At 46.8% G+C, this 12,896-nt stretch carries 12 protein-coding genes and 1 other RNA gene; all 13 read right to left on the bottom strand.

Going from position 1 to position 12,896, the window contains the following annotated elements; genetic code table 11:
• Positions 1-123 precede the first annotated feature (123 nt).
• Positions 124-393: a pro-sigmaK processing inhibitor BofA family protein gene (locus MKY42_RS00665; RefSeq protein ID WP_090905314.1), complete on the bottom strand. Its 270-nt coding sequence runs from the start codon at positions 391-393 to the stop codon at positions 124-126.
• Between the two features lie 36 nt (positions 394-429).
• Complete coding sequence (locus tag MKY42_RS00660) at positions 430-705, bottom strand: DUF2508 family protein (protein WP_256222566.1); 276 nt, start codon at positions 703-705, stop codon at positions 430-432.
• 285 nt (positions 706-990) lie between these two features.
• Positions 991-1,590: a recombination mediator RecR gene (recR, locus tag MKY42_RS00655; protein WP_062329683.1), complete on the bottom strand. Its 600-nt coding sequence runs from the start codon at positions 1,588-1,590 to the stop codon at positions 991-993.
• A 34-nt stretch (positions 1,591-1,624) separates the two neighbouring features.
• Positions 1,625-1,936, bottom strand: a complete 312-nt coding sequence (locus MKY42_RS00650) for a YbaB/EbfC family nucleoid-associated protein (protein WP_024628773.1) — start codon at positions 1,934-1,936, stop codon at positions 1,625-1,627.
• A 48-nt stretch (positions 1,937-1,984) separates the two neighbouring features.
• Positions 1,985-3,745 carry a DNA polymerase III subunit gamma/tau gene (dnaX, locus tag MKY42_RS00645; RefSeq protein ID WP_090905316.1) on the bottom strand — a complete coding sequence of 587 codons (1,761 nt, stop codon included), beginning with the start codon at positions 3,743-3,745 and terminating at the stop codon, positions 1,985-1,987.
• 173 nt (positions 3,746-3,918) lie between these two features.
• An RNA gene (gene ffs / locus MKY42_RS00640) (signal recognition particle sRNA large type) lies at positions 3,919-4,186 on the bottom strand.
• Positions 4,187-4,335: 149 nt separating this feature from the next.
• On the bottom strand, positions 4,336-4,533 hold the full coding sequence (gene rpmE / locus MKY42_RS00635) for a 50S ribosomal protein L31 (RefSeq protein WP_024628775.1): 198 nt from the start codon (positions 4,531-4,533) through the stop codon (positions 4,336-4,338).
• Positions 4,534-4,636: 103 nt separating this feature from the next.
• Entirely contained in the window at positions 4,637-5,911 is a 1,275-nt protein-coding gene (locus MKY42_RS00630) for a radical SAM protein (protein WP_339847989.1), read from the bottom strand.
• A gap of 98 nt (positions 5,912-6,009) precedes the next feature.
• Complete coding sequence (rho, locus tag MKY42_RS00625) at positions 6,010-7,338, bottom strand: transcription termination factor Rho (RefSeq protein WP_090905320.1); 1,329 nt, start codon at positions 7,336-7,338, stop codon at positions 6,010-6,012.
• 469 nt (positions 7,339-7,807) lie between these two features.
• On the bottom strand, positions 7,808-9,061 hold the full coding sequence (locus MKY42_RS00620; protein WP_063567653.1) for a UDP-N-acetylglucosamine 1-carboxyvinyltransferase: 1,254 nt from the start codon (positions 9,059-9,061) through the stop codon (positions 7,808-7,810).
• A 149-nt stretch (positions 9,062-9,210) separates the two neighbouring features.
• Positions 9,211-10,065 (bottom strand): class II fructose-1,6-bisphosphate aldolase, encoded by an 855-nt coding sequence (fba, locus tag MKY42_RS00615; protein ID WP_090905324.1) that lies wholly within the window; start codon positions 10,063-10,065, stop codon positions 9,211-9,213.
• Between the two features lie 260 nt (positions 10,066-10,325).
• Positions 10,326-10,712, bottom strand: coding sequence for a response regulator (locus MKY42_RS00610; protein ID WP_024628781.1), 387 nt, complete (start codon positions 10,710-10,712; stop codon positions 10,326-10,328).
• A gap of 220 nt (positions 10,713-10,932) precedes the next feature.
• On the bottom strand, positions 10,933-12,537 hold the full coding sequence (locus tag MKY42_RS00605; RefSeq protein WP_090905326.1) for a CTP synthase: 1,605 nt from the start codon (positions 12,535-12,537) through the stop codon (positions 10,933-10,935).
• Between the last annotated feature and the right edge of the window lie 359 nt (positions 12,538-12,896).

Genomic DNA, 12,896 nt, shown 5'->3' with positions numbered 1-12,896 from the left:
TCAAGCTTTTTTTGAAATTCTTTTTTCGAGTTCTTATCAAACTCAATCATTTCGTCAAAAGCATTTAACCAAGCAAGCAAAGCAACGAGATATAATGTACCATATAAACATCGAAGGAGTCAACTACCCAAACAAAGAAATTTTCAAACCCAATAATAAACCAACACCCGGCAGTCCTAGAATGCTTACAGTACCTATTGTGGCAGGGTTCAGCGGGATGTATGCTCCAGTGATCCAACCAGAATAATTAACAACATATATCCCCACCGCAGCCAGTACCAGATGAATCCCGAATGATGTAAAGAAGGATAGCCCAATCCGTTTTCTAAACAAGATGATTATCAGCCCTAGTAACGACACAACAAGCACACTACCTAATATAAGACTCTTCATACTTAACACCCCCATAATTGAATGTCACACCTCCACCTACATGCTCACTCCCCGATCACTTATAACTGCCTTATTAATCCCTACACGTTTAGCACGCTTCAAATGAATCTGATATTTACGCTCCGCGGCCTCCAGCACATAGATCGCATAATCAATCTCATCCTGCCCCTGCGCCTCTTCAAACTGTCTGACAGCCCGTTCCCACTCTGCCTTGGCTTTCTGTATATCTGAATAAATCTGTTCCTCTTCCATCTCCTTTAGCATTCTTTCACGCTTCTCCACCGATCTTCCTATATTTCGCCATATAAACATAAGCTCGCTCCCTCCTGATCAGCACGACATATTCTCATACATATCAGGGAAAGGACAAACTTAGAACTGAGCTAAACAATTTAATGAATCGTTAATTTAATCTCAACGAAATTCTATGATACAGCAGTAGAAATGAGAGGCTTTACATTTAAGCGAAATTTCAAAGAGTATTAAAACAAAAAAAGAGAGCCCAAAGGGCTCTCTAAGTAATCCAAACTTATCTATTCTTTTCAATTAAGATATCAATCATTATAGGTGCATACTCTTAATAAGAAACACGCACAGCTATCTCATCTCCCTGCGCCCTTCCAGCGCCTTGGAAAGAGTCACTTCATCTGCATACTCCAGGTCGCCCCCAACAGGCAATCCATGGGCAATCCGAGTCACCGAGATCTCAAACGGACGGACCAGACGAGAAATATACATCGCCGTGGCCTCACCTTCGATATTCGGATTTGTAGCCAGAATCAGTTCTTTAACTCGCTCATCGCTTAAACGGGTCAATAGTTCCTTCAGACGGATATCATCCGGACCTATCCCCTCCATAGGAGAGATTGCACCCTGCAGCACATGATAGTATCCGTCAAATTCCTTGGTACGCTCCATAGCCACCAAATCTTTGGAATCCTGAACGACACAGATTACCGAGACATCCCTGGATTTATCCTGACAGATCCGACACGGGTCAGTATCCGTAATATTACAACACACCGAACAGTAATGAAGATTCCGCTTCACACTGACGAGCGCTTTGGCAAAATCAATAACGTCATCTTCCTTCATGTTAAGCACATGAAAAGCTAGTCGCGCCGCAGTCTTGGGGCCAACACCCGGCAAACGGGTGAAAGCATCAATCAGCTTCGCTATCGGTTCGGGATAATACAATCGATTGCGTCTCCTTTGATAGGATCAATTTTAATTAAAATAATCCCGGAATTTTCATACCGCCTGTGAATTTACCCATATCCTGGTTCGCAATTTCATCCGCTTTGGTCATTGCGTCATTGACTGCTGTCATAACCAGATCCTGCAGCATTTCTACATCTTCTGGATCAACCGCTTCTGGCTTGATAGTGATCGCCAGCAATTTCTTATGTCCGTTAACTTCAGCAGTTACAACACCGCCACCAGAAGTACCTTGGACTGTTTTGTCCGCCAGTTCCTCCTGTGCCTTCAGCATTTGCTCCTGCATTTTCTTCACTTGTTTCATCATTTGGTTCATGTTGTTCATGATTATTCATCTCCTTTGGTATAGTTATCGCGCCAGGCGCATGTATATCTATTCTTTGATCACTACAAGGTCCTCACCAAAGAGCTGGATGGCTTCATCAATCCAAGGCTGCTTGTTGCCTGAACCGCCGTCTTCATGCTCAGGTTCAAGCTTAAAGTCCTCCTTTGGCGTTTCAGCAGCTCCTTCCATCGCTCCAGTCCAATCTTTGAGCATCATCGTCACAAGACGCGCTGAACGTCCAAGCTGTTCAGACAGCACCCGTTCAATCACTTCGCGATTAGCCTGCTTCTCCGTAGTTTCACGGTGGATGTTGTTCTTAAACGCCACCAGAACATTGTCTTCCAGCACCGATACAGGTTCACCATCCATAAACCAGGCGTGAACGGTTACTTTCTCTTCTTTGACGCGCTGCAGGATCTGCCCCCACTTCTTGCTAACCTCCGTAAACTCAGGAGATCCCTTATGTGCAACATACTGATCAAGCTGTGCAGGTAACTTCGCTGGCGAATTGCCTCTCGACACCGGAGCTCGTGTTGCCGGGCGTGAAGGAGCACTTGATGCAGCCTCTCCCCCAGACAAACCGCTCTTAAGCGCACGATCCAGCTTTTTCTCCAGTTCAGCAAGCTGTTGCTTCAGTCGGTTGATCTCCCCGCCATCCACTGGCGCGGATACAGCAGGAGCAGCGCCGGCCGAACCCGCCATCTGACCCGATGACGCCCCTTGAGCAGGAATACTGCACAGTTTAAGGAGAGCTACTTCAAACAGCGTCTGCGGCTGTACTGCATATTTCATCTCACTCTGGTACCGGTTAAGTGTATCAATCATCTGGAACAGCTGTTCCTTGGTGAATGATTCCGCCATATCACGGAACGACTCGGGGTTAAGTACCCGATCCGTCAGTTTATCGGCATCCGGCACCATCTTAATCATAAGCAAATCACGGAAATAATAAAGCAAATTTTCCATGCACTTGTCCGCACTCTTACCTTCATGCATGAACCCTTCGATCATCTGCAAAATATGACCTACATCGCCCTTGAGCAGAGAAGCAGCCAACTTTGCAAACTGTTCGGAAGGAATGCCTCCGGTCATATCCATAACCTGCTGATAGGTCACCCTTCCATCTGTAAAGGAAGAGATCTGATCCAGGACACTGAGTGCGTCCCTCATTCCCCCGTCAGACAGACGGGCAATATACTGGAGTGCGTCCTGATCGGCTTCCATGCCTTCCTGTTCACAGATCAGCGTAAGTCGTGCTGTCTGTTCTTCCAGAGACACTCTGCGAAAATCAAATCGCTGACAGCGAGAAATAATTGTTGCCGGAAGACGATGGGGTTCTGTCGTTGCCAAAATAAACATCACATGTGGCGGAGGCTCTTCCAATGTTTTGAGCAGCGCATTGAATGCCTCTGTCGTCAGCATGTGCACTTCGTCAATAATATACACTTTCTGCCGGACTTCAGTCGGGGCGTATTTCACCTTTTCCCGAAGATCGCGGATTTCTTCAACGCCACGGTTGGATGCGGCATCAATTTCCTGCACATCCATCACAGCGCCAGTCGTAATCCTGCGGCAAGCTTCACACTCGTTACAAGGCTCAGGCGCAGGCCCGCGTTCGCAGTTTACAGCTTTGGCCAAAATCTTGGCGGCACTCGTCTTCCCTGTTCCTCTGGGCCCGCTAAACAAGTAGGCATGGGAAGTCCGCTGTTCACGAATCGCGTTCTGCAAGGTCTGAATAATATGCTGTTGTCCCACCATATCTTGAAACGACTGGGGACGCCAAGCCCGGTATAACGCGATATGCTCCATGATGCGTTACCTTCCTTCCACTTCGCATTCGAGTCCTTTGTCGTTCCCCCATTATACTATATTCCGGGGTGAATCCAAACTTTATCTGACTCATCATACGTGGTTTTTTTAGACATATCAAAAAGACCTCTGCATACATACAACTGCAAAGGTCTCTACATTTAAATGGTAAGCCGTGCACCTGCTATCGATATTTGCGATCCAAGCGGCACCCCTTAACAACAGCTCGGGCTAGGCGACCCTCCGGCACAAGAGTGATCTCACTTATGGCTGCTTCCTTCCGGACCTGACCAGGTTCATGAGTACTCATTGCGGAGGACCCAACCGTCAACACCACGTTAAGGGACCAAACCTCACATCGACAAAACCTCTAGCAGGAATTCAACCTCGCTGTAGCGGATTGCGAGTTACAGGGCACCGCTACCTCCCCATCTAGCACGGTAAGAAATAGTATAACTTAAGGTTGTCTAAATTGCAACCGGAGCGAAAAGGGCAGCAATACAATCACATAAAAAAATATAAAAACCCCTGCCGGAACGGCAGAGGTGATTTGGATGTAATAGACAGACAATCCCCAGGGAATTGCTGAATTAGATTCCGTATTTTTTCTTGAAACGATCAACACGGCCGCCAGCATCGATAAACTTCTGTTTACCGGTAAAGAACGGGTGGCACGCGGAGCAAATCTCTACACGAAGTCCGTCTTTAACCGAACCAGTCTCAAAAGTATTCCCGCAAGCGCAAGATACTTGACCAATCGTGTATTTAGGATGAATTGCTGCTTTCATTACCTTTCACCTCTTTCCGCCCTGAGCCTCAAGCGGACCCAGAGTAAATGGCACAACATCGAAGATTATAACACGGCCTAATGCCGGTTGCAATCCATTATTGTCAAGAGGTGATCAGACGTTTAGGACGTGCCATTCCAGCTGGGGGAACATGCGTGTAAGAGCCGATAACGACATCAGGCAGCTCTTCCTCAAAGATCTCAATCATTTGCTTCATACCCAAAATATCACCTTGAGCCGGAGGAATCAATTCCAGATAGCTCTCCGGGTCAATATTAAGATTACGCATTTGAATAAGACGCAACTCGGTTCTGCGAGCAAACTCAATCATCGCTTCAATCTCTTCCTCACGATCTGTTACTCCCGGGAAGATCAAATAGTTGATCGACGTATATACGCCCTGGGAAGCGGCGTATTTCATCGATTTTTCTACATTGGCCAGTGTATATCCGCGAGGTTTGTAGTATGCATTGTAGTGGTCATCCAGAGCGCTGATTGTACTTACACGCATGAGGTCAAGCCCTGCATCAACAATACCTCTCATGTGATCATTCAAACCGGCATTGGTGTTAATGTTGATATATCCCATGTCGGTTATGGAACGCACTTCACGGATGGCTTCAATAATCAATTTGGCCTGTGTGGAAGGCTCCCCTTCACAACCTTGACCAAAGCTGATAATCGATTCCGGCGTCTTCAAGTGCTCCAGCATTACTTCAACGATTTCGTCCACACGCGGACGGAAATTCATCCGGGTCTGCGGAGAAACGAAGCCACTATCATCCGGTTGCTCGGAAATACATCCGAAACAGCCTGCGTTGCAGGAATAGGATACTGGAACTCCGCCTTCCCAACGATTCAGGAAGGTGTTGGACGAAGTCAGACATTCATACCCGAGCGCACAATTGGACAGATGGGTATAGAGACGGTTTTCAGGATATTGCTTCGTTAAACGTTTAACACCCGCATGTACGTCATCCCGATCACAGTTCAGCGGATTCCATTGATCTGGATGATCCGACATCCGGGCAGTGACGTAAAACTGACCATCTTTCCACACAACAGCCGAGTAACCGAACAAAGGCAGTTTGTACTCTTTATCCGTCTTTACATACCCCGGCAGACACAACCGAGTGAACCCTTGCGGAAGCAAAGCCCCAACCGCCTGTGTATCGCTAGGCATTGGAAGCATTTCGCCAGTATCCGGGTCCATACCAATCGGGCGTGTACTCGGCAGTCCAACCAGCGTTGCACCTTCCGGCAAAGGAATCAGCTCATCCTCCATAATTTCGACGATCATATCTCCACTGCGGGCCAACCCGTACAGGGAAGGATGATCAAATACATTACCTTTTTCATCTGCGTATACTAAATACATGATGTTCTCCTCACATCTAATGGGTTAAAACCAAACGACGAGTATATTGTTAATCAGCAGCAGCGCTGCAAAATTTGAGTTAAATCAACGACGTAATGCTAGGTAGTTGTACCGGACGCCGCAGTCTGTCTTGGCGAGCGGCGAGTCGTAGTCGATCCGGAGTTGCTGGTTGGACTGCTGCTGCCAGCTGTATCAAATGCCGCCAGGAATTCAGCGTTCGTCTTGCTATTACGCAGTTTTTTCAAGAAACCTTCGACAAAGTCGTGGGAATCGTTCATATTTTTACGAATCGCCCAGATTGTATCAAGTTCTTCCTTGCTCAGCAACACTTCTTCGCGACGTGTACCGGAACGACGAATATCGATAGCCGGGAAAATACGACGCTCGGCCAGCTTACGATCCAGATGAAGCTCCATATTGCCCGTACCTTTAAATTCTTCATAAATGATATCATCCATACGTGATCCTGTATCAATCAATGCTGTAGCCAGGATCGTCAGGCTTCCGCCCTCTTCCACATTCCGCGCAGAACCGAAGAAACGTTTCGGACGATGGAATGCTGCAGGGTCAATACCGCCACTAAGTGTCCGTCCGGACGGTGGGATGACCAGGTTGTATGCACGAGCAAGACGCGTAATGCTATCCAGCAAAATAACGACATCTTTTTTCGCTTCAACCAGACGGAGCGCACGTTCAAGTACCAATTCCGCAACTTTGATATGGTTCTCTGGCAGCTCATCGAACGTTGAAGCCACAACTTCCCCTTTAACCGAACGCGACATATCCGTAACTTCTTCCGGACGTTCATCAATCAACAGAACAAATAGTTCAATTTCCGGGTTGTTGGTTGAGATGCTGTTGGCGATTTCTTTGAGGAGAAGTGTTTTACCCGCTTTGGGAGGTGCTACGATCAATCCGCGCTGTCCCAGACCTACCGGGGCGAGCACATCCATAATGCGTGTGGACAAATGGTTGGGGGATGTTTCGAGAACCAGTTTCTTCTGCGGGTACAATGGGGTTAATGCCGGGAAGTGAAGTCTTTCCGCAGCCGCCGATGGATTCTCACCATTCACAGCGTTGACTTGCAGCAAACCGAAGTATCGCTCGTTTTCTTTAGGTGTTCTACACTTACCTGATACGAGGTCACCTGTTCTTAGGTCAAACTTGCGAATCTGTGAGGCTGAGATGTAGATGTCTTCTGTACTTGGCAGGTAATTGATCGGACGAAGGAATCCGTAGCCTTCAGGTAGAATTTCGAGCACACCCTGCATGAACATTAATCCGCTCTGTTCAGCTTGCGCACGTAGTATAGCGAAGATCAATTCTTTCTTTTTCAAAGTTCCGTAGTAGGGAATTTGATATTTTTTGGCCAGTTTGTAGAGGTCCGTTAGTTTCATTTCTTCCAAATCGGAAATTTGTAGATCCATATAATAACCACCTATTCAATTAATAAGTCCGTGAAATGGATAGTTTCGCTTGATGTTCCGGCTATAAGAGCAGCATCGTTCTGCATTTCTCTTCTGTCCATTGTACGGAATGTAACCGTTATAATGCAAATACTTGTCTTTGAGTGTAAGTTTCCGGGCGGGATAGCCAACTTTCGGCAAGATCCGCTAGTGAGTGAACACGAATACATGAGGCGTTCGATCCGGGCAGACCGGCTATGGAGCGCAGTTCAAACAAAACCGGGGTTTGGGGAAAAGGAAATGATGTTCTTAAAGCCATATGAAGTCTGACTCAAAAAAAGACCCTCCGGTAAAGGAAACAGGAACATTTCGTCTTATCCCGGAGAGACTGAGAACTCTATTAAAACAGGTTTACCCAATTACTGAAAGGATATGCAGTTCTGCCAAAATAATCATTTGAATACCGTAAAACTCGTCATACAATACAGAATTAATCGGTTTCTCGCCACACATCTGCACCTAGCAGACGCAGATTGGTTACTAGATGATCGTACCCGCGGTCGATAAATTCAACGCCTGTCACTTCGGTCACACCTTCACTGACGGTGAGACCCGCGATCACCAGCGCGGCACCGGCGCGAAGATCGGATGCTTTTACCTTGGCCGCATTCAGTGCACTGCCTTCAATAATAGCCGAGCGCCCTTCCACACGGATTTTGGCACCCATGCGTACCAATTCAGGAACGTGCTTGAATCGGTTGCTATATACAAAGTCGCTCAGGACACTCACACCCGTTGCCTGTGTCAATACACTAGTCATCGGGGACTGCAAATCCGTTGGAAAACCGGGATATACGAGCGCCTTAACGTCTACATGATTGTAGCTCGGTTTGCCAATGACACGAATACTTTCGTCGAGCTCTTCAATGCCAACGCCCATTTCCAGCAACTTTGCCGTCAAAGCCTCCAGATGTTTAGGAATGACATTGTCAATCAGAACGTCGCCACGCGTCGCAGCCGCAGCGATCATATACGTACCTGCTTGTATACGGTCCGGAATGATAGAATGACGGCAGCCCTTAAGCTCCGACACACCTTCAATGCGGATCGTTTCGGTACCCGCACCCTTGATGCTGGCACCCATTGAATTCAAAAGTGTTGCTACATCTATAATCTCAGGCTCTTTAGCCGCGTTTTCGATAATTGTAGAGCCTTTGGCACGAGTAGCCGCCAGCATGATGTTAATGGTTGCACCTACACTGCTTACATCAAGATAAATCTTTGCTCCGCGCAGCTCTTTGGCATGCAAATGAATGGAGCCATGTTCGTTCGTTACGGTTGCGCCAAGCGCTTCAAACCCTTTGATATGTTGATCAATCGGACGAGGCTCAAAGTTGCAGCCCCCGGGCAAACCAATGGTTGCTTCTTTAAAACGCCCAAGCAGTGCTCCCATCATATAATACGAAGCACGTAGCTTCTTCACGGGACCATTCGGCATGGGAATGGATTTAATATCGGAAGGATCGATCTTCATCTGACTGCCTTCCCAGTGTACACGAGCTCCGAGTTCCTCCAAAATTTCTGCATAAACCGCCACGTCACTCAAAAGCGGCAGGTTGTCCAGCACGACTTCTGACTCGGCAAGCAATGCTGCAGGAATAAGCGCGATGGCGCTGTTCTTGGCGCCGCTTATAGTTACAGTTCCCTGTAACGGACGTCCGCCACTAATCATCAATTTTTCCATAAAGCTTAATGTCCCCCTACGTGTTTTGCAGCCGGTTAACGGCAATACGTGCTGTTGGCTTTCGATGTAGAAATAAGGCGTGAAAATGGAAAGACACCGGCTAGGCGGTGTTCTTTCCACTTACACAGTATGGAACTGGTAAAGACAAATTACGCTTTGTTGTTGGAACCAAACTCGCGAATTTTACCTTTAACGGTTTCTTTGATTGCATCACGGCCTGGTACGATGAATGTACGTGGATCGTAAGCATCTGGTTTAGCTGCAAGCACTTCGCGAACCACTTTGGAGAACGAAATTTGGTTCTCAGTGTTCACGTTGATTTTGGAAGTTCCCAGGGAAATGGCTTTGTCGATATCATGTTTAGGGATACCTGTACCACCATGCAGTACCAGTGGAACGTTAACTGCATCGCGAACTTCTTCCATTTCTTTGAAGCCCAAGTTAGGCTCGCCATGGTAAGGACCGTGTACGGAACCAAGAGCCGGAGCCAATGTGTCGATACCTGTTTCTTTAACGATACGTACACACTCGTTCAGGTCAGCGTACATGATACCACCGATAACGTCGTCTTCTTGTCCACCAACAGTACCTACTTCGGCTTCTACAGAAACGCCTTTAGCGTGTGCATATTCAACAACTTTTTTAGTCATTGCGATGTTTTCATCGATAGAGTGGTGAGAACCGTCGATCATTACGGATGTAAATCCAGCATCGATCGCTTCTTTACACTTGTCAAAGCTGGAACCGTGGTCCAGGTGAATCGCAACTGGAACGGTGATTTTCATGTCGTGAATGAGTCCTTCTACCATTTTAACTACTGTGTAGAAACCGCTCATGTGACGCGCTGCGCCTTCGGATACGCCCAAGATTACTGGGGATTTCTCTTCTTCAGCAGCAGCAAGAATCGCTTGAGTCCACTCAAGGTTATTGATGTTGTATTGACCAACTGCATATTTACCTTCGAGTGCTTTGTTCAACATGTCTGTCATAGATACTAATGGCATGGTTTCAATCCTCCTAGGGGTGTTGGGTTGTGTCTATGGTTTTTAGCCGAAATCACATACGGGCTTATTATACCACATCCCATGTCAAATACTAAACAAGCATTTGCAAAAATGCTGTGCTTTGCAGCACAGTTTTCATAGACACAGCATGATGACGTCCCCATTTCCAATATTCCCCGGATGTCTGACTGAAATACCTTGTATGCCCACCCGTAAACTCTCACAGCCTCACACGCAAAAAAATCCTGTATCTACAGGATTCAGCTGCACTTATTCGCAGTATCATTTCGAAGCTGCATATTGACTGCCACTCGCATTTCATCGATATCAAACGGTTTCGTAAAGTGCATGAGCGCTCCAAGATCCGTAGCTTCTTTGATCATGTCCAGTTCACCATAAGCCGTCATCATGATGACTTTGATATCCGGATCAATTTCCTTAATATGTTTCAGAATTTCCAGGCCATCCATGCCAGGAATCTTCATATCAAGCAGCACAAGATCAGGTTTGTCATTATTTACTATCTCCAGGGCGATCTTCCCATTAGGCGCTTGGAACGTATTATATCCTTCGCTGCTGAACACTTCCATTAACAGGATTCGAATACCGTTTTGGTCATCAACTATCAACACTTTTTTATTTTCCACTGAGTAACCTCCTAGAATTAGGAAAGCATGTACGTCTGAATCTGGATAACAATCCCATAGTCGTCATGATAAGTATTCTACCTTACCCATTGAAATCCTGCTTACATCCCAAAATGCCAAAAACCATTTTCGCTTAACTTTACGCACTAAAAAAGGATGCCCCTGGCACCCTTATCGGCTGCCAAGAACATCCATTTATTTATAACTTAATGATCAATACTTATTTCCCAGCGTTCTCCAGAGAAGCTTTTACAAACTCACGGAACAACGGCTGCGGACGGTTCGGACGGGAAGTGAATTCCGGGTGGAATTGTACTGCCAAGAACCATGGGTGTCCCGGAAGCTCCACGATCTCAACCAGACGTCCATCCGGGGATGTACCCGAGATTACCAGACCGGCTTTTTCGATCGCTTCACGATATTCATTGTTGAACTCATACCGGTGACGGTGTCTCTCATAGACCAACTCATCATCATAACAAGACATTGCCAGGGAACCTTCCTGAAGCTTACAAGGATACAGACCCAGACGCATTGTACCACCCAGGTTTTCGATATCTTTTTGTTCAGGCAACAGGTCGATTACCGGGAACTCTGTAGCCGGATTGATTTCGGAGCTGTTTGCTCCAGTCAAACCAACGATGGAACGTGCATATTCAATAACGGAAACCTGCATACCCAGGCAAATACCGAAGAACGGAATTTGTTTCTCACGGGCATAACGAATCGCAGATACTTTACCTTCAATACCCCGATCACCAAATCCGCCTGGTACGAGAATTCCGCCTACGCCGTGCAACAGATCGCCCACATTCTCATCGGTGATATCTTCGGAGTGAATCCAGCGAATCTTCACATCAGCATTGGATGCAAATCCTGCATGAGACAAGGATTCAACAACACTCAAATAAGCATCATGCAAAGCTACATATTTACCTACAATGGCAATCTCCACTGTATGCTGCAGCTTGTTGATACGGTCAACCAGCCCTTCCCACTCGCTCATATCCGGTGCAGGAGTAGTCAGCTTCAGGTGGTTTACCACAATCTCATCCAAACCTTCTTCACGCAGGTTCAAAGGCACTTGGTACAATGTGTCTGCATCACGGCATTCCACCACGGCATTTTCATCAATGTCACAGAAGAGAGCGATTTTGGCTTTCATATCTTTGGACAGCTCATACTCTGTACGGCATACAATGACGTTCGGTTGAATTCCGATACTGCGCAATTCCTTCACACTGTGCTGCGTTGGCTTAGTTTTCACTTCGCCGGCAGCCTTGATGTAAGGAATAAGTGTTACATGGATGTACATGACGTTGTCACGACCTACATCACTCTTGATTTGACGAATAGCTTCCAGGAACGGCAAGCTCTCGATGTCACCCACCGTACCGCCGATCTCCGTAATAACAACATCCGAACCCGCTTCACGTCCTGCGCGGAATACGCGCTCTTTGATCTCGTTCGTAATGTGTGGAATGACTTGTACCGTTCCGCCCAGATATTCCCCGCGCCGCTCTTTGCTGATGACGGAGGAGTATACTTTACCAGTCGTGACGTTGCTGTTTTTGGAGAGGTTGATGTCAATAAAACGTTCGTAGTGGCCAAGGTCAAGATCCGTTTCCGCGCCATCATCCGTTACAAAAACCTCACCATGCTGATAAGGACTCATTGTCCCCGGGTCGATATTGATGTATGGATCAAATTTTTGAATAGTTACCTTCAACCCTCTGTTTTTCAGCAATCTGCCCAGCGAGGCAGCCGTTATCCCTTTGCCCAGGGAGGACACAACTCCGCCCGTCACGAAAATATACTTTGTCACTATTATTACCCTCCTAATATAAGTACAGAAATTCAGGCGATATATGGTATTATCGTAACCCGTTTCCCAGGTAATCATCGTTAAAAAGAGCAATGGCAGAAATTCCCTGCATCTGCGAACTGCTCTTTCATGCGAAGACCGTGTGTAAACAACGTTGTTCTACAGCGTAGAATGGTGCAAACCTTCCGAGAGCCAACTACCGGGCCTGTCCCTAAATAGATATCATTGCATCGATCCATTTGGTGTTTTGGATATACAAAAATAGACCACGGATTGTTGGCCGGGAGCATGCGGAATTCAAATCATTTTGCAAAATTCTGCCTCTAAAAATACAAAAAAAGTACTCCCGCAGGACGGGG

Source organism: Paenibacillus sp. FSL W7-1088, from assembly GCF_037969855.1.
Taxonomy (GTDB): Bacteria; Bacillota; Bacilli; order Paenibacillales; family Paenibacillaceae; genus Paenibacillus.
The sequence above is the reverse complement of the archived record's forward strand: the minus strand, read 5'-3'. Positions and strand labels throughout refer to the sequence as shown.